Origin of the sequence: Rhodococcus sp. NyZ502, assembly GCF_041464245.1 — a bacterium.
Lineage (GTDB): Bacteria > Actinomycetota > Actinomycetes > Mycobacteriales > Mycobacteriaceae > Rhodococcus_F > Rhodococcus_F qingshengii.
Window position 1 is genome coordinate 4,596,097 of record NZ_CP167155.1, and the last position, 17,920, is coordinate 4,614,016.

Below are 17,920 nucleotides of genomic sequence, written 5' to 3' on the forward strand. Positions count from 1 at the left end.
GCCGGAACTCGTTCGACCTCGAGAGGAACCGGTACCGATGTCGATCGTCGTACTCGAGAACTACATCAACGGTGAATTCGTCGCCTCAGCCGCGACGGAAACACTCGACCTGATCAACCCCGTGGACGAGAGTGTGGTCGGTCGTACGCCGGTCTCCACGAAGGAAGACGTCGACGCCGCCGTCGAAGCCGCACAGAGAGCATTCGAGACCTGGGGCAAGACGACGCCGAGCGTGCGGCAGGCTGCACTCCTCAAGCTCGCCGACGCCATCGAAGCGCACAGCGACGAAATCGTCGCAGCCGAAAGCGCCAACACCGGCCAGGCCCACCAGATGATCGCCGACGAAGAGGTCAAGGTCGGAGCCGATCAGATGCGGTTCTTCGCCGGAGCCGCACGACTTCTCGAGGGCAAGGCGGCCGGAGAGTACATGGAGGGTTTCACCTCCTACGTCCGTCGTGAGCCGATCGGCGTCGTCGGTCAGGTCACGCCCTGGAACTACCCGTTCATGATGGCGCTGTGGAAGATCGGGCCCGCCCTCGCGGCCGGCAACACGATCGTCCTCAAGCCCAGCGACACCACACCGGGCAGCACGCTGGTCCTGGCGAAGCTCTCGAAGGGCATCCTGCCGGACGGTGTGTTCAACGTCGTGCTCGGCAACGGCGGAACCGGCGCGACGTTGGTGGAGAACCCGGCCCTCGGTCTCGTCTCGATCACCGGTTCGGTGCGGGCAGGCATCGCTGTCGCCGTGTCCGCAGCACAGCAGCTCAAGCGCGCGCACCTCGAACTGGGCGGCAAAGCGCCGGCGATCGTCTTCGGCGACGTCGACATCGAGAAGACCGCCACCGGCATCGCCGAGGCAGCGTTCTTCAACGGCGGCCAGGATTGCACCGCGGCCACTCGCGTGATCGTTCACGAGTCCATCCACGATCAGCTCGTCGAAGCCCTCGTCCGGAACGCCGAGAAGCTGCGCCCCGGAGCGCCTTCCGATCCTGATGCCTTCTACGGCCCGCTCAACAACATCAATCACTTCAACGCCGTGAGCGACAAGATCGCGAACCTGCCGGCGTCGGCCAAGATCGTTACCGGCGGAAAGCGTTCGGGCGAAACCGGATTCTTCTTCGAGCCGACCGTCATCACCGGCGTCGCGCAATCGGACGACATCGTGCAGGAAGAGACTTTCGGTCCTATCCTCACAGTCCAGAGCTTCTCCGACGAGAAGGAGGCGATCACGCTTGCCAACGACGTTCGGTTCGGCCTGGCCTCGAGCATCTGGACCAAGGATCACGGTGTCACGCAACGCGTCTCCGCTGCTCTCGACTTCGGTGCGGTGTGGATCAACTGCCACATCCCGCTCGTCGCCGAAATGCCGCACGGCGGCTTCAAGTATTCCGGTTACGGCAAGGATCTCTCGGCCTACGGAGTCGAGGACTACACCCGTCTCAAGCACGTCATGAGTTCGCACGACTGAGTCGCCGCCCCTCCTGCTGTGCGCCTTTATCAACCCCCCGCGGTTAATAAAGGCGCACAGCAGATTCCTCCAATCCGGAAAAGAGCCACCATGCGCCTTATCGTCGGATACCTCGCCACACCCAGCGGTAAAGACGGGCTGGTCCTCGGGGCCCAGCTCGCGCGCAGTCTCGGCGCGCAACTCGACATCTGCATGGTCCTCCCACCGGATCGGACACTGCCGGCCAAGGTTCCCTCGGAAGCCGGCTACGACGACATCCTCGCCGCGCGTGCACACGACTGGCTCGCCGAGGCGAAAGCGTCGGTGCCCGAGGACATCCAGGTGGAAGTACACCTGAGCTTCCACGAGTCGTTCGCTCAGGGCCTGCTCGACGAAGTGGACCGACTGAATGCGCTCGCGATCGTGGTGGGAGCTTCCGGCGACGGTTTGCTCGGCCGTCACGCGATAGGTTCGGTCTCGACCGAACTGCTTCACTCCGCCCATGTCCCGGTAGCACTGGCGCCTCGCGGAACGCGGCACTCGGCGGCCACTGCTATACGAGAGGTCACCTGTGCACTCGGCACCCGTGTCGGCGCCGACATCGTCTTGAACACCGCCGTGCGCGCCAGCGAACTGATGCAGGTTCCGCTGCGACTGGTCTCACTGGTAGCGCTCGACCCCCAGAACGATCTGCGCGATCATCGCGACACCGCCGAGTCGGCCAGGGAGCGTGCACGAAATCACGCTCAGGACACACTCGACGTCGCAAGAGCCGCGCTCCCCGCGGAGTTCCCCATCGAGGTCATCATCGCCGACGGGTCCACCGTGGAATCGGCAGTGCGTCAACTGGACTGGCAGGACGGCGATCTCGTGATGGTCGGTTCCAGCCGTCTCGCGCAGCCCCGCAAACTGTTCCTGGGCTCGACCGCCGCCAAGATGCTGCGCGTACTGCCCGTACCCATGGTCGTAGTGCCCAAGCACGAATTCACCCAGCCGGAGGCACTGTCATGACCAGCACCGAACTGAGTTCCAAAGGCCTCGCCACCGGCAAGATCGGCATGATCTCCGGCGCGGTGCTCGGAATCTCCTCCGTGGCACCGGGTTACACCCTGACGGCCAGCATCGGATTGATCGTCGCTGCGGTCGGTCTCAAGATGCCCGCCATCTTCATCGCCGGCTTCATCCCGATGTTCCTCACCGCGTACGCTTACCGCGAACTGAACTCCGACACTCCTGACTGCGGAGCGTCATTCACGTGGTCCACCAAGGCATTCGGACCGTACGTCGGCTGGATGTGCGGCTGGGGCATGGTGATCGCCACCATCATCGTGCTCTCGAACCTCGCTGCAATTGCCGTCGACTTCTTCTATCTGTTCATCGCGCGGGTGGCCGACAATCCCTCCATCGCCGATCTGCCGGGCAACAAATTTGTCAATGTCGGCACCACACTCGTCTTCATCGCCCTGGCCACGTGGATAGCGAGTCGGGGAATCACTACCAGCGAGCGCGTGCAGTTCGCACTCGTCGGCTTCCAGATGGTGCTGCTGGTCGTCTTCGCCGTCGTTGCACTGGTTCACGTTGGCGCCGGCGACGCCCCGGCCGGATTGTCCTTCGACCTGAGTTGGTTCAACCCGTTCAGCGGACTCGCCATCGGTGCGTTTGTCATCGGACTCACCGGATCGATCTTCGCGTTCTGGGGCTGGGATACCTGTCTCACGCTGGGCGAGGAGTCGAAGAACCCCAAGAAGACCCCCGGCCGCGCCGGTTTGCTCTGTGTCGCAACCATTCTCCTGACCTACCTGCTGGTCGCCGTTGCCGCGATGATGTACGCCGGCGTCGGCGAGGAAGGCCTCGGCCTCGGCAATCCCGACAACTCCGAGAACGTCTTCGGCGCTCTGGCCGACCCGGTACTGGGCAACTGGGGCGGAATGCTTCTGTTCCTCGCGGTCTTCGTCTCTTCAGTCGCCAGCCTGCAGACCACGTTCCTGCCCGCGGCACGAACCATGCTCGCCATGGGTGCATACGGAGCTTTCCCCAAGAAGCTCGCCGAGGTCTCGCCTCGGTTCCTGGTGCCGTCGTACGCGACCGTCGTGGCAGGCGCGGTAACCGCAGTGTTCTACAGCGTCGTCACGTTCCTGTCCGAAAGTGCTCTGCTCGATACGATCGCCGCACTCGGCATCATGATCTGCTGGTATTACGGCATCACCGCATTCGCGTGCGTGTGGTACTTCCGCAAGACGCTTTTCGAGAGCGTACGAAACTTCGTCTTTCGGCTCGCGTTCCCACTCATCGGTGGCCTCATGCTGCTTGCGGTGTTCGTCATTTCGGTCCAGGAGAGTATGAATCCGGACAATGCCAGCGGAGCATCCATCGGCGGAATCGGCCTGGTCTTCTTCCTCGGGTTCGGAATCCTCATCCTCGGCGCGGTCCTGATGATGGTCATGCGAGTGCGCAATCCCGAGTTCTTCGAGGGCAAGACCCTCAATCGCGACACGGAGGCTCTGCGCGACGAGAACGACCTCAGCGTGTCCTAGGAGTCACTAGCTTCGGGGGCCTGCGCGATCAGGCCCGCCATCAACACGCGCAAGCCGAATTCGAAGGCGGCGTCGGCACGTTCGGGATTTTTCCCGGACGTTGCCAACGCCGCCTTCATCGCGTCGTTGGCTTCGGGTCCCGACGCCCACTGGACGTCCGGCGCCGCCAGGTCCAGGGCCGAACCGAGAACAAAACTGTCGACGGTCGTGATCGCGTGCAGTGTTTCGGTCGGGTCGAAGCCACCATCGGCAAATGCCTGCGCCAATGCGTTGTAGAGGGTGAACGCCACACCGGCCTGCACCGTCTGGGCCGTGAAGAGCGGAATCAGACGAGGATGCGCGGCGTAGCTTCGCCGGTACTCGGCTGCCAGCGCCGCGACGGTCTCACTCCAGGTCCCCGAGGCCGACTCGACGTCGATTCCTGCCATCAACTGCGCCCTCATCAGTTCGACGATCTCGGCTCGTCCGGAAACGTGGTTGTAGAGCGAGGACGGTCGAACCTTCAGTCTTGCGGCGAGTCCCGGCATGGTGAAGTCGCCGGATTCGTCCACCGACTCGATCGCTGCCTCGGTGATGATCGCCGGCGAGAGCAGTCGTTGCGATGGCCGCGGCATATGTCCTCCTGTAGTGATCCACACCGTTCGGGGCGCTGCAAAAAACAATTCCTCGAAAGTCCTTGATCAATCAGCGCTCACCCACCATACTTAACGAATCACATTCGTTTTACGTTGAACGTCGAATACCCGAGCACCGAGGAAACCCCATGCTGACGATCACCGCCCTCACCCCACCCGAGTCACCGGCCGCGACTTCGCCGTCCACGTCCACCCCTCTGCGTGTAGGTCTCGTCCAACATCGCTGGCACGAGGACCAAGACGACCTCCACGCTGAATTGAGCGAAGGCATTGCGTCCGCAGCGAAGCTGGGCGCTTCCGTGGTCTTTCTTCCGGAGCTGACGCTCAGCCGCTACCCCGCTTCCACCCCGGCCGGCGACAATCCCGGACGCGCGGCGGAAGACCTGCTCACCGGACCCACTTTCGCCTTCGCCACCAAGGCCGCTGCGGAGAACCAGGTTCTCGTTCACGCGTCGTTGTACGAGCGCAGCGACGCCGAGGACGGCCTGGGCTTCAACACCGCGATCCTGGTCTCGCCCGGGGGTGAACTTCTCGGTCGTACCCGCAAGCTCCACATTCCGGTGACGGCCGGGTACTACGAGGACACGTACTTTCGCGGCGGTCCGTCCGTGGACGCATACCCCGTTCACGAGGCACTCGGCGCCAAGTTCGGACTCCCGACATGCTGGGACGAGTGGTTCCCCGAGGTCGCACGTGCATACTCCCTCGCCGGTGCCCAGGTCCTGGTGTACCCGACGGCGATCGGCTCGGAACCCGATCACCCGATCTTCGACACCCAACCGCTGTGGCAGCAAGTGATCGTCGGAAACGGTATCGCCAACGGCACTTTCATGGTTGTCCCCAATCGCCACGGCAGTGAAGGTCTCATCACCTTCTACGGTTCGTCGTTCATCTCGGACCCGTACGGACGCATCCTCGTTCAGGCTCCGCGCGACGAATCAGCCGTCTTGGTCGCAGATCTCGACCTGCAGCACCGTGAAGACTGGCTTGCGCTGTTCCCGTTCCTGGCCACTCGCCGACCCGACACCTACTCGGCCCTGACCGCACCGGTGAACACTGCAGGAGCCAACCGATGACCTGGCGCATGCCCGCGGAAAGTGAGCCGCACGAACGTACCTGGATGGCGTACCCGAGCGCCGGATACTCTCTCGGGGACACTGCGGAAGAGCAGCACGAAGCGCGCTCGACGTGGGCGGCCGTCGCCCACGCCGTCGCCGAATTCGAGCCGGTCACCGTCGTCGTCGATCCCGCCGAAGTCGAAGAAGCACGAAAGTACCTGTCCGAGAAGGTCGACATCGTCGAGGCACCTCTCAACGACGCGTGGATGCGCGACATCGGGCCGACGTTCGTCCTGTCCGACGAAGGCCGTCTCGGCGGAGTCGACTGGGTGTTCAACGGCTGGGGTGCACAGGATTGGGCGCATTGGGACAAGGACTCGAAGATCGGCGCATTTGTCGTCGAACAATCCGGTGCCCAGTTGATCGACTCACCAATCGTCAACGAGGGCGGCGGTATTGCGGTCGACGGTCTCGGCACCGTCTTGGTCACCGACACCGTCCAACTCGATCCGGGACGAAACCCCGACCTGACGAAGGCCGACATCGAGGCCGAACTCGCCCGCACCATCGGCGCCAAGCACGTGATCTGGCTTCCCCGCGGATTGACTCGCGATCAGGAGACGTACGGAACGCGCGGACACGTCGACATCGTCGCTGCCATCTCTTCCCCCGGAGTTGTACTCGTCCATGACCAACGCAATCCGGTGCACCCCGACTACGCCGTCAGCAAGACGATCATCGAGTTGTTCGAAAGCTCGACGGACGTCGGCGGTCGGCCGTGGAAGGTCATTCGGGTACCTGCGCCCGAGATCCTGCGCGACGACGAGGGATTCGTCGACTACAGCTACATCAACCATCTCGTGGTCAATCGCGGAGTGATCGCCTGCAGCTTCGACGATCCGGCCGACGCCGAAGCGGCCCGGATCCTTGCGGCCGCCTACCCCGGGCGCACCGTCGTCACCGTCGACGCCAGACCGCTGTTCGAACGTGGCGGCGGCATCCACTGCATCACCCAGCACCAGCCCGCTGAACAAGACTGACGACGGCAGAATTAGCGGCGACCTCGCATGTAGTCACTCACGACCGCGGCGCCGAGGCCGTCCAGGTCCGGCGCGATGACGCGTCCACCCACACGGTGCGCCATCCGGTCGACCACCCTGGCCAGACCTGGATCCTCACCGAGGCGGAAGAACGTGACCTTGGCGCCCAGCCTGGCCACCGCGTCGAGTGCTCGAACCGTCAAACCGAGGGTTCGCGCACTCGGCGGGTAGTCGAACCTGGCTTCTCCGTCCGCTTCGAGATGAGCCGTCGGCTCACCGTCGGTGACGATCAGTACCACCGGCTGTGCGTTGGAGTGGCGTCGAAGATGCCTGGCCGCCAACAACAGTGCGTGGTGCAGGTTGGTTCCCTGGTCCCACGCGCCGTCCAAACCAGCGAGCTCCGACGGGCTCAGTACGTGCGCGTGGCGTCCGAAGGCGATCAACTGCAGCTCGTCGCTGCGAAACCGCGTGCTCACCAGATGATTGAGTGCCAGAGCGGTGCGCTTCATCGGCACCCAGCGATCCTCCATCACCATCGAGAACGACGTGTCCACCAACAGAGCCACAGCAGCCTGACTACGCTGCTCGGTTTCGGCCACCTCGACATCGACGACGCTCAGCCGCACCGGCATTCGGCCCGGGTCACGTAGGACGGCGTTGGTGATGGTTCTCGTGACGTCCCACGGCTCGGTGTCCCCGAACTCCCATTCGCGGGAAGCTCCGGTCGGTTCGCCCATCGCACCTGCCCGACGCGTATCGCGTTGACCGGTTCGCGAAGACAGTTGCCCGGCGACGTCACGCAGAGCGGTCTGTCCGAGCTGTCGCATGGCTTTGGGCGACAAGCGCCATTGACCGTCTGGTGCGCGATCGAAGAAACCCTGTTCCTGTAAAGCCTTTTCGAGATCGGCCAGGGTGCGAGCATCAGCGGCGGCTTCGTCGCCGAGTTGCCGCGCGAGTAGCTCGGGGTCGATGTCGTCGAGCGCTGCGCCTGCATACTGCTGCGACAGTTGATCTGCCAGCGATTCCAGCTCGGCGATGTCCTGCAGGGCACCGGTTCCCTCACCCAACCCCATTCCGTTGTCGCCGCGGAACTGTTGCGAACCTTCCCAGTCCTCACCTGGCCGAGCCGCCTGAAGAAACTGGTCGAGTTGACTCAGCTCACTCATCAGGCTCGGATCGCCGAACGCCTGCTGCGCCAACGCATCCAACTCGTCACGCTGCTCCTGCGAGAGCGAGTTACGCAATCGTTGTGCGGCCGCCGCGCGCTGCGCCAACGAATCCAGAAGTTCGTCGACGTTGCGCGGGTTGTCCGGGAAATACTGCCCGTGCTTGTCCATGAACTCCGCAAACTGCTCCGGAGTGTCGACACCCCGAGAGTGCGCATCGAGCAGTTGATTCAGATCTGCCAGCATCTGGCGAATCTGCTCACGATCCTCGTCGGTAGCGCCCTCGAGTGCCTGCTTCATTCCCGAGAAGCGTTGATCGAGAACCTCACGTCCGAGCAGATCACGAATCTTCTCGTAATCCGCGCGAGCCTGTTCGCTGCGCCAGTTGTAGTCGGCCAGATCTTGCACGGCCTGAGCTGTCGACGGCGGTAACTCCTCGATCCGCATTTCGTTGAATCGTGCGTCGTCGTCGAGAGCACGTGCCAGTTCTTTGCGCTCTTCGAGCACCGCCTTGTCGAGAAGCTTACGAACCTCGTCGAGCGTTCCGTCGAGATTGTTGCGGCGTAGCAACTCACGTCGGCGCCGGTTCGCCTGGGCAGCAAGGTCGTCGAGCCCGCGCATGTCCCGGTTGCCTCGGCGCAGGAGCTCTCGGAGGGCATGGCGCGGCGACGTGCCCGACAACACGTCGTCGCCGATTGCTGCCAGGGCCTCGCGCAGATCCACGGGAGGCGCGAGCGGATCGGGACCACCGTCGTAAGGCCCGTACCGCGGATTGTGGATCATCACTGCCCCTTACGAATATACCGAGCGGCCGCCCGGGCCTTGATCTTTGGAGATCCGGCGCGCGAGGTAAAGCCCTTCGAGGGCAAGTTCGGCACCGGCGGCACGCTCGCCGTCGGATTGCGCACCGAGACGTTCGGCTACTTCGTCCAGGACCTCGAGGTCCGGAAGCTCGTCGAGAAATGCCTTGGCCGTGACAGATTCACCGGTGACGATCGTGTTGCCCATCTCCACCGCAGCAACCAGCATCCCCAGGTCGATCCCGCCGAGACGTACCCGAACCGTATCGGCGGTCGCGCGACGCAGCAGGTGCTCGAGCACCTCCAGTTCCCGTCCCTCTTCACCGGATTCGAACTCGACCTTGCCGCGAAGAACCTCGACCACGGACTCGAGATCGACGGGCCGTGCAACAGGATCGGCTTCGCCGAGCACCGCTGCCCGTCGTACCGCGGCGGCACTGACGGTTTCCGCGCCGGCGACGGCAAAGCGTGCCGACACACCCGATCGCTGGTCCACCGAGGTGGATTCGCGTAGCAAGCGCGTGAATCTGGCAAGAATTTCGAGAAGGTAGTCGGGCACCTCCGCGGCCAGGTGCGCCTCCTGCTCGATCACCGCGATCTCGCCCGCCAGCTCGACGGGGTAGTGAGTGCGGATCTCGGCGCCAAAGCGGTCCTTGAGTGGTGTGATGATGCGCCCGCGGTTGGTGTAGTCCTCGGGGTTGGCGCTCGCGACAAGAAGAACGTCCAACGGAAGCCGAAGCGTGTACCCGCGGACCTGGATGTCCCGCTCTTCCATCACGTTGAGCAACGAGACCTGGATGCGTTCGGCGAGGTCGGGGAGCTCGTTGATGGCCACGATTCCGCGATGCGCGCGAGGCACGAGGCCGAAGTGAATGGTCTCCGGATCGCCGAGGCTCCGGCCTTCGGCAACCTTGACCGGATCGACGTCGCCGATCAGGTCGGCGACCGAGGTATCCGGCGTCGCCAACTTCTCGGAGTACCGCTCGCTGCGGTGGCGCCAGGCGATCGGGAGGTCGTCGCCCAGTTCCTTGGCTCGACGTATCGAAGCCGGGGTGATCGGCTCGTACGGGTGCTCCCCCAGTTCCGAGCCTTCGATGACGGGCGTCCACTCGTCGAGCAGGAGCCCGAGAGTGCGAAGCAGCCTCGTCTTTCCCTGACCTCGTTCGCCGAGCAGAACCACGTCGTGGCCGGCGATCAGCGCCCGCTCGAGTTGCGGGGCGACCGTGTCCTCGAACCCGACTATCCCGGGCCAGGGGTCACGGCCGTCCCGCAACGCGGCGAGAAGATTCTCTCGTAGTTCTTCCTTGACACTTCGCTGTACGTGTCCGGAGGCGCGTAGCTCTCCGAGGGTTTTTGCGACAGTCACCACTCCACGCTACGAGTGTTTTCGGGGTTTCGCCTCTCGCCGAGGAAGTTCGGTCGCTCAGCCCTCGATGTTCTCGGGATTCATCCAGATGATTTCCCAGATGTGGCCATCGGGATCCTGGAAGCTGCGGCTGTACATGAAGCCGTGATCCTGCGTCGCGTTACCTTCGGAACCGCCGGTCTCGAGCGCCTTGTCGACGAGGGCGTCGACGGCCTCACGGGTCTCGGCCGAGAGACCGAGCAGCGCTTCCGTCGACGTCGAGGTGTCGGCGATGCCCTTGGTGGTGAAGGTCTTGAAGAAGGGCTCGGCCAACAGCATCACGACGATGGTGTCACTGATAACCATCGACGACGCATTCTCGTCGGAGAACTGCGTGTTCTTGGAGTATCCGAGGCCCTCGTAGAAGGTGGTGGCCTTGCCGAGGTCCTTGACGGGCAGGTTGAGGAAGAACATCGGCTGCGGGTTTGTCGCCATGAAAGGTCCTTCCGAGACTTTGCTGTGCGCCTTTATTAACCGCCGGCGGTTAATAAAGGCGCACAGTAGACCTAAACTCCACCCATGGATACCTGGGTGTTGCCGGCCATGCTCGGCCTCGGACTCGCCGCAGCGTCCGGAATGCGAACCTTCCTGCCGCTGCTGATGCTCAGCGCTGCCGTCCACTTCGAACTGTTCGGGATCACCGTCGGCGAGTCGATGCGGTGGATCGGATCGACCGGCGCGCTGGTCGCATTGGCAATCGCCGCGGTGGTCGAACTGGGTGCCGACCTCATTCCGTTCGTGGACAACGCACTCTCGGTGATCGGGAACGTCACCGGACCGATTGCCGGAGTGATCGCCGCCTGGGCGGCATTCAGTCATCTCGACCCTGCGATGGCCGCGTTGGCGGGCATCATCGTCGGAGCGCCGACGGCGTTGACGTTCAGCGCCGCGCAGACCGGCACTCGCGCGGTCAGTACAGCCACTACCGGTGGGCTGGCAAATCCCGTCGTTTCCGTCATCGAGGATGTGCTGACTTTCTTCACCTCCTTGATCGCGATGATCTTGCCGCTCCTGATCATTCCCCTGCTCGCCGCGCTCTTGTGGTTCAGCTGGCGTGGCTGGCGTCGTGTCCGGAGTCTGCGCACCGCCTGACCGCACCGACCTGGTAGACAAGTCGTCATGTCCGACACCGAGATCTCGTTCCAATCCGGCGACGTCACCCTGTACGGGAGTCTTCGCCTGGCCGCCTCACCCGACGCCCCTGCCCCGGCCGCGCTGATTCTGGCCGGCAGCGGCCCCACCGATCGCAACGGCGACAGCGCCCTCCTCGAAGGCGACATCGGAACTCTGCGGTTCATCGCGGATCTTCTTGAAAAACAAGGGATTTCAAGCCTGCGTTACGACAAGCTCGGCAGTGGCGAAACCGCCCTCGGTGACTACGACATCGAGGACATCGCCGATCTCGGCTTCAACACTTTTGTCGACGCCGCCTCCGACGGACTGGACTACCTCGCCGGGCAACCCGGTGTCGATCCCGAGCGCTTGTTCGTGGTCGGACACAGCGACGGCGCCGTAGTCGCACTGGCTCTCGCCACCGCGAAGGAGGGCGCCAGAGTCAGTGCCCTCGCATTGCTCGAGCCACTGAGCGTCAGACTTCTCGATCTACTCACGACGCAGATTCACCGCCAGCTCGATGCGGTCGTCGGCGCCGGTCAGTTGCCGGTCGAACTGGCTGACGAACTGCGCGTCGCGCTCGCCGATGCCGTCGAGTCGCTGCGATCCGAGGGCACTGTTCCGGATGACCTGCCCGAGCCGCTGCAGAATGCGGGACTCGTACACGCCAATGCCAAGGCACTCGCCGAGGAAGACGCATTGGACCCGGTTGCGCTCGTGGCGGCGCTACCGGCGGGCATGCCCGTTCTCACGAGCTGCTCGGACAAGGACATCCAAGTCATTCCCGCCGATGTCGCGGCACTCGACGCCGCGCTCTCACATACAGCGCTGACTTCCGTGCGGATGCGCAACGCCAACTTCGTACTCAAGGACATCGGCGACGAACAGTCCACCGGTGCCGACTACGTCGCGCCGCTTCCGTACTCGGCAGAGTTCTCGGAGCCCTTCACAGCGTGGGTCCGTTCGTTCTCCTGATCACGTACAGACCGAACGTCCTCTTTTTCAGGTAGAAAGTTCCCTCCGCGAACCATCGCGGAGGGAATTCTGCTTTCTACGCCTGACCTGCAATGAAGACTCTTTCAATCCAGCGAACCTGGGGACAGAAGTCACCCGGAGTTTACGTTCGCGGCGCTTTTTATTGGTGCGAACCCTCGATCCGTGCTGTACGGTCATCCATTAACCAGCAACGCCACACAGAAAGGAACGGACATCATGTCGCTACACCCGCACGTCGTATCCGTACCTTCGTGGCGCAGCTGCACCGCAGACAAGCACATTTTTTCGGCCGCAATGTCGGCCAAGCACATGGGCAACAAGCGCGGTGTACTCCGAGAATGATCCCCAGTTTCACCGGATTCGTTCTCGGCACCCAGGGCAAACGCCTCGGGTGCCTTTTCTTTTACCTTTCACACGCAGGAGCACCACATGAAACTTCGAGTCAACCAACTGTCCATCGCGCCGCCGTATGTCGATCTGCCCGGTGACCTCACCGGATACGCCGTCACCCTGGATCTTTCACACTCCGATGCGGCCCACGAAGCTACCCTCGGCGCATTGATCAGCGAGATCCGCAGTCGCGGAGCCTCACGCGTCGTCATCACCGGCTCACCCCGCGAACTCCAGGGCACCCACAGCAGCGCCGCCTGAAAGACCCGGGCGGCCTGAATGCAGAACGGGCCCCGAACTCCCGTTGAGGAGTCGAGGCCCGCTACCGACGCAGGGGTCAGTGCGCGAAGTGGCGCGCACCGGTCAGATAGAGAGTGACACCGGCTTCCTTGGCTGCGGCAATCACTTCGTTGTCGCGAACCGAACCACCCGGCTGCACAACAGCCTTGACGCCGGCGTTGAGCAGCACCTGCAGACCGTCAGGGAACGGGAAGAACGCGTCCGAAGCTGCAACCGAACCTACGACGCGGTCACCGGCTCGCTGAACAGCCAGATGCGCTGCGTCGACGCGGTTGACCTGGCCCATGCCGACGCCGACAGAGGCACCGCCGGAAGCCAGCAGGATCGCGTTGGACTTCACCGAACGGCTGGCGCGCCAAGCAAATTCGAGGTCAGCGAGAGTCTCGGCATCGGCAGCCTCACCGTTGGCGAGGGTCCAGTTGGCCGGGTTGTCGCCGTCGGCGTCCAAAACGTCGCGCTGCTGGAGCAACGTACCGCCGGAGATCGGACGCAGTTCGATTCCGGTAGCGGTCGGAGCGGCTGCCTTCAGAACACGAATGTTCTTCTTACGCTGCAGAACCTCGACAGCTCCGTCTTCGTACGAGGGCGCGATGACGACCTCGGTGAAGATGTCGGCGATCTGCTCGGCCAGTTCGACGGTGACCTCGCGGTTGGCAGCGATCACACCACCGAAAGCACTGACCGGATCGCACGCATGCGCCTTGCGGTGGGCGTCGGCGATGTCGGTGCCGATGGCGATGCCACACGGGTTGGCGTGCTTGATGATTGCGACGGCCGGATCAGTGAAGTCGTACGCTGCGCGCCACGCTGCGTCGGAGTCCGTGTAGTTGTTGTACGACATCTCCTTGCCGTGCAACTGCTCCGCCTGAGCCAAACCTGCAGGCGCAGCCGGGTTTTCGTACAGCGCAGCGTCCTGGTGCGGGTTCTCGCCGTAGCGAAGAACAGCGCTGCGGTTCCAGGTCGCACCGACCCAGGCCGGGAACAGCGAACCGTCCTCGTCAGCGGCGATCGTGCTCGTCATCCAGCTCGCAACCGCGACGTCGTACGACGCAGTGTGCTGGAAAGCCTGCGCTGCAAGCACAGTGCGCTCACGCAAGGTGAATCCGCCACCGGCAACGGCAGTCAGGACGTCGGCGTACCGAGCCGGATCGACCACGACGGCAACCGACGGATGGTTCTTGGCTGCAGCACGCACCATCGACGGGCCGCCGATGTCGATCTGCTCGACACACTCGTCCGGGCTAGCGCCCGAGGCAACCGTCTCGGTGAAGGGGTACAGGTTCACGACAACCAATTCGAAGGTCGCGATGCCGAGTTCCTCGAGCTGAGCGAGGTGATCCGGCTTGCGGGTATCGGCGAGAACGCCGGCGTGGACGCGCGGATGCAGCGTCTTCACACGGCCTTCGAGGCATTCCGGGAATCCGGTCAGAGCCTCGACCGGGGTCACGGGGATTCCGGCGTCGGCGATCTTCGACGCGGTCGAACCGGTCGAGACCAACTCGACACCGGCCTCGTGCAGGCCCGTGGCCAGCTCGATCAGACCACTCTTGTCGTAGACGCTGACAAGTGCACGGCGCACAGCCTTGCGTTCACTCACTGGGGATCACGGCCTTTCGTCCATCGGAAACCACTCCGCGCGTAGCAACAGCGGCGATGACGTCCGCCAACAACCGTCGCTCCACAATTTTGATGCGTTCATGCAACGAAGACTCGGTGTCGTCGTCATGCACCGGCACAGCTTCCTGCGCCAAGATCGGCCCGGTATCAACTCCGCCGTCGACGAGATGCACCGTGGAACCGGTGACCTTCACGCCGTACGCCAGAGCGTCGGGAACCGCGTGCGCGCCGGGAAAGGCAGGCAGCAACGCGGGATGAGTGTTGATGATTCGGCCGCCGAAACGCTCGAGAAAGCTGGGGCCGAGGATTTTCATGAAGCCTGCACTGACCACGAGATCGGGTTCGTACTCGGCCACTGCTGCTGTCAGCGCCTCGTCCCAGGCGGCACGATTTTCGTAGGTCTTGATCGAGACCTTGAAGGACGGGATCTTCGAATCCGCAGCGTGCTCGGCGGCGAGGCAGTCACGATCTACACCGACGGCAACGATCTCGGCGGGGTATCCCTCGGCATGCGAAGCGTCGATCAGCGAAGTCAGCAGGGTTCCCGCGCCGGAAGCGAGTACGACTACCCGCGCGACAGAGTCGCGAAATTGGACCCTGTCGGGCATTGTCGGCTGCGGATTGTCGGCCGAGGCAGTCAGCGCACTACTCCTGAGAACTGGAAGATGATGCGGCCGGAGTATCGGCCGCATGACAGCCTAGTCGCTGGACTCCTGCGGCTTCGAGGGCAGGTCGGTCTCCGGCTCGGCCCCGGCTGTGGGGTCCGCCTCGGGTGCCGCGACAACCTCCGCGTCGACTACTTCGATCTCGACGGTTTCCTCTGTCACTACCTGCACGGGTTCGCCTGATTCTTCGACAATTTCGGCTTCGACGACCTTGGTCACTACCACCGCAGATTCCTGGGCGAGCACTTCGTCGGCGTTTTCGTCGTCCTCGCCATCCGTTGTGGCCGCGGCCGTGATCGCAAGTTCGGGCTCGGATTCTCGAGCCGGTTCAGCCGTCGGCGGCGCAACCTCGTCCTTCATGTGTCCGCGGTGTGAGAACCACATCGCGAACAGCGCCGAGACGGTTCCGAACAATCCCAGCCACGCAAAAGTCAGAAGACCGAAGCCCCACCACAGGACCTCGACGGTGCCGAACTGCCCGAGGTCTCCCCCCGCAGCAAGGGCAAGCAGAGCCATGACGACGCCGGCACCGGCAGCTGCCGTCAGCACTGCGAGCACACTGTCCTGCCCGGCGATGCGTCGAGCGCAATCACGGCCGAGCATCACACCCACCGCAGCCGGAACGACCAACAGCACCGGCCAGATTCCGCCGGCGACGCCTTCCGGAACCGCTCCGAGAAGGGGCAAGGGTGGCAGATCTCCACCGATGTTGCCGAACACGCTGATGGAGACGTTTCCGAAATCGGCCGTCGATCCCGTCATCACCGCGGCTGCACCGACCACGAGGTTCGGCAGGTAGAGCAGCGACAACACCGTCAATCCCAGTACTCCGACAAACCCGTTGCCGCGTGCGAGTAGGTCACCGACCGTCGACCACGACACGAGTAGTGACACCACAACGGCCACGGCGCCCGCAGCCAGCAGCGCTGCCGACGCGGCCGCGGCCGGACGAACAGCGGCAGATGCCCACGGCGGAATCTCGGCGACGACGCGATCCCAGTGCGCAGCAGCAACACCGACGGACGCGGCGATCAGGTGAATCCCGGCGACCCAGCCGAAAGCGGCCAACGTGTTGGGGCTCGACAGCGGAATTGCCGCGGAGGCGTCGGCGACAACGGCGAGAGCGATTGCCGTGATAGTCAACGGCCCGGCTACTGCCGCCCCCACCAGGCGGAGGGTGTCGTCACGGGAGTCGGTGTGCACCGCAGTCGACGCGCATCGGCGTGCAACCACCCACATCATGACGGCCGTCGGAAGCAATGGCAGTACACCGAGTTGGACGCCGCTGATAGTCGCCGGCACCTGGTGGATGACCAACCAGGTGGTGGCAATGGCGCCGAAGGTTCCGGTCAGGTCGCTGCTCGCCGATACCAAAGTGACCACGACGACAGCCGCGATCAGCAGCATCGTCAGGCCCGACGGTCGGAAGGCGACAGTCAGCAACTTGCGTGCCAGGTCCGGGTTCGGTCCCGGGCGACCGCCGCCGACGCGGCCGCTGCCAGTACGACCACGTCCGGGTCGTGAGGACGTGGGACGGGACCGGGTGCCATCAATCAAAGAACTCATCCCCTCGAGGGTTTCACTCGACAGTGCGCCGCGCACTCAGGCGCGCCGTCGGGCTCACGGAATGTGGCCTCCACCCGCAGCGGGTCGGAGGCCACATTCATGTTCGTGAAACGAAGAAGTACTACTGCTGACGCTCGTCGGGGTTCTGCGAGCCGAAGACCTTGGTCTCGGCCGCGGAATCGCTGCTGCCCTGGTCAGGTTCCGCAGACGGCGTCGGCGCTTCGAAAGTAGGCGGCTCGAAGCCCGTCGGCTGCTCGGTCGAGCCAGTCTGCTGCTGGTTGTACGGCTGGCCGTAACCGCGTGGAGCGGTGAACTGATCCGACGAGTAACTCGGGTTCGGCTGACTCGCGGGCTGAGAGGTCAGCGGATAGTAAGACGACGTCGTCGCGGCCGACGAGTCGGTCTGTCCGGGATTCTGCACAGGGTTCTGACCGTAGGGAGGCGCAGTCTGGCCGTAAGGCTGCGAAGCGGTCGGGTCTGTGGGGGCGGCGTGCGCTCCCCCGTATCCCTGCTGCTGCGCCTGCCCGTACTGCGGATTCTGCTGGTACTGGCCCGGCTGCTGAGCCTGCTGAGGCTGGCCGTACTGAGCCTGTCCGTATCCCTGTGGCTGACCGGGCGCCTGCCCCGGCGCCTGGCCGTAAGGCTGCTGCTGACCGTACTGCTGAGCTACCGGTCGGGGCGCGGGCGCCTTCAGGATTCCGATCTCGAACAACAACGCGGCGACTGCGACGACGGTCTGCACGAACGAGAGGATCAGCACGATGATCAGGCCCCAACCGAGGCTGATGTCGACGTAGTCGCTGGTACCGACGGAGAACGCGGCGAACACCAAAGCGAAGAAACCCGTGAGGGTGAGCGCTGCGGCAATGCCTGCATACGACTGCTTCGGGAGCAGCGAGACGCCTGCGACCACACCGCCGGCGAAAACGAATCCGAGGCCGTAGATGCTCGATTCGAAGAAACTCGAACTGGTATCCAGGCCGCTACCGATGCCGCTGCTGCTTCCACTGATCGACGTGAAGGGCGCAAAACCGAACAGGAAATTGATCAGGCCGAGTGCCGCGACGGCGATGAGCAGGATGAATCCGAGATTCTTGGTTCCACCGCCCGCTGCCGGCTGATTCGGTGGCCCGAAGCTGGGCCCTTGCGGCGTGAACGTCATGACTTCTCCTCGTAGACGGTCTTCGA

General features: G+C 63.8%; 16 protein-coding genes. 8 read left to right on the forward strand and 8 right to left on the reverse strand.

The features are described 5' to 3' along the window. The first annotated feature begins 37 nt into the window (after positions 1-37). From ACBG85_RS21035 to ACBG85_RS21045, 3 genes are all read left to right on the forward strand, one after another. Positions 38-1,468: a gamma-aminobutyraldehyde dehydrogenase gene (locus ACBG85_RS21035; RefSeq protein ID WP_003946421.1), complete on the forward strand. Its 1,431-nt coding sequence runs from the start codon at positions 38-40 to the stop codon at positions 1,466-1,468. A gap of 90 nt (positions 1,469-1,558) precedes the next feature. After that, on the forward strand, positions 1,559-2,458 hold the full coding sequence (locus ACBG85_RS21040) for a universal stress protein (RefSeq protein WP_007727555.1): 900 nt from the start codon (positions 1,559-1,561) through the stop codon (positions 2,456-2,458). Then, positions 2,455-3,981, forward strand: coding sequence for an APC family permease (locus tag ACBG85_RS21045; RefSeq protein WP_003946397.1), 1,527 nt, complete (start codon positions 2,455-2,457; stop codon positions 3,979-3,981). Before ACBG85_RS21040 ends, ACBG85_RS21045 begins: the two co-directional genes overlap by 4 nt. Here the strand turns inward: ACBG85_RS21045 and ACBG85_RS21050 are convergent. Continuing rightward, positions 3,978-4,595 carry a TetR/AcrR family transcriptional regulator C-terminal domain-containing protein gene (locus ACBG85_RS21050; protein WP_047272565.1) on the reverse strand — a complete coding sequence of 206 codons (618 nt, stop codon included), beginning with the start codon at positions 4,593-4,595 and terminating at the stop codon, positions 3,978-3,980. The two genes, ACBG85_RS21045 and ACBG85_RS21050, sit on opposite strands and share 4 nt — an antisense overlap. 149 nt (positions 4,596-4,744) lie before the next feature. Here ACBG85_RS21050 and ACBG85_RS21055 point away from each other — a divergent pair, with 149 nt between their 5' ends. After that, complete coding sequence (locus tag ACBG85_RS21055) at positions 4,745-5,692, forward strand: nitrilase-related carbon-nitrogen hydrolase (protein WP_372024677.1); 948 nt, start codon at positions 4,745-4,747, stop codon at positions 5,690-5,692. Continuing rightward, the gene (locus ACBG85_RS21060; RefSeq protein ID WP_003946422.1) at positions 5,689-6,714 is read left to right on the forward strand and encodes an agmatine/peptidylarginine deiminase; all 1,026 of its coding nucleotides are present in this window, start codon (positions 5,689-5,691) and stop codon (positions 6,712-6,714) included. Before ACBG85_RS21055 ends, ACBG85_RS21060 begins: the two co-directional genes overlap by 4 nt. Positions 6,715-6,725: 11 nt before the next feature. Here ACBG85_RS21060 and ACBG85_RS21065 read toward each other — a convergent pair whose 3' ends face one another. From ACBG85_RS21065 to ACBG85_RS21075, 3 genes are read right to left on the reverse strand one after another with little or no spacing between them, the layout of a single operon-like run. After that, positions 6,726-8,663, reverse strand: coding sequence for a VWA domain-containing protein (locus ACBG85_RS21065; RefSeq protein WP_041815135.1), 1,938 nt, complete (start codon positions 8,661-8,663; stop codon positions 6,726-6,728). 9 nt (positions 8,664-8,672) lie between these two features. After that, a complete protein-coding gene (locus tag ACBG85_RS21070; RefSeq protein ID WP_102999408.1) occupies positions 8,673-10,049 on the reverse strand; it encodes an ATP-binding protein in 1,377 nt (458 codons plus the stop codon). Positions 10,050-10,103: 54 nt separating this feature from the next. Continuing rightward, positions 10,104-10,520 (reverse strand): VOC family protein, encoded by a 417-nt coding sequence (locus tag ACBG85_RS21075; protein ID WP_003946398.1) that lies wholly within the window; start codon positions 10,518-10,520, stop codon positions 10,104-10,106. Between the two features lie 84 nt (positions 10,521-10,604). Here ACBG85_RS21075 and ACBG85_RS21080 point away from each other — a divergent pair, with 84 nt between their 5' ends. The 3 genes from ACBG85_RS21080 to ACBG85_RS21090 all read left to right on the forward strand — a co-directional run bounded on the left by ACBG85_RS21080 (position 10,605) and on the right by ACBG85_RS21090 (position 12,845). Continuing rightward, entirely contained in the window at positions 10,605-11,177 is a 573-nt protein-coding gene (locus ACBG85_RS21080) for a DUF4126 domain-containing protein (protein ID WP_007727593.1), read from the forward strand. A gap of 27 nt (positions 11,178-11,204) precedes the next feature. Further along, entirely contained in the window at positions 11,205-12,173 is a 969-nt protein-coding gene (locus tag ACBG85_RS21085) for a S9 family peptidase (protein WP_003946348.1), read from the forward strand. Between the two features lie 450 nt (positions 12,174-12,623). Further along, entirely contained in the window at positions 12,624-12,845 is a 222-nt protein-coding gene (locus tag ACBG85_RS21090) for a hypothetical protein (RefSeq protein WP_003946391.1), read from the forward strand. A 76-nt stretch (positions 12,846-12,921) separates the two neighbouring features. On the opposite strand, the gene purH is transcribed toward ACBG85_RS21090, so the two are convergent. The 4 genes from purH to ACBG85_RS21110 form a co-directional block, all read right to left on the reverse strand. Further along, positions 12,922-14,481, reverse strand: coding sequence for a bifunctional phosphoribosylaminoimidazolecarboxamide formyltransferase/IMP cyclohydrolase (purH, locus tag ACBG85_RS21095; RefSeq protein ID WP_003946407.1), 1,560 nt, complete (start codon positions 14,479-14,481; stop codon positions 12,922-12,924). Further along, positions 14,474-15,193 (reverse strand): phosphoribosylglycinamide formyltransferase, encoded by a 720-nt coding sequence (gene purN / locus ACBG85_RS21100; RefSeq protein WP_030534875.1) that lies wholly within the window; start codon positions 15,191-15,193, stop codon positions 14,474-14,476. Before purN ends, purH begins: the two co-directional genes overlap by 8 nt. Before the next feature lie 6 nt (positions 15,194-15,199). Further along, positions 15,200-16,732: a DUF6350 family protein gene (locus tag ACBG85_RS21105; RefSeq protein ID WP_083056998.1), complete on the reverse strand. Its 1,533-nt coding sequence runs from the start codon at positions 16,730-16,732 to the stop codon at positions 15,200-15,202. A 121-nt stretch (positions 16,733-16,853) separates the two neighbouring features. Beyond that, positions 16,854-17,894 carry a DUF5336 domain-containing protein gene (locus tag ACBG85_RS21110; RefSeq protein WP_372024684.1) on the reverse strand — a complete coding sequence of 347 codons (1,041 nt, stop codon included), beginning with the start codon at positions 17,892-17,894 and terminating at the stop codon, positions 16,854-16,856. Between the last annotated feature and the right edge of the window lie 26 nt (positions 17,895-17,920).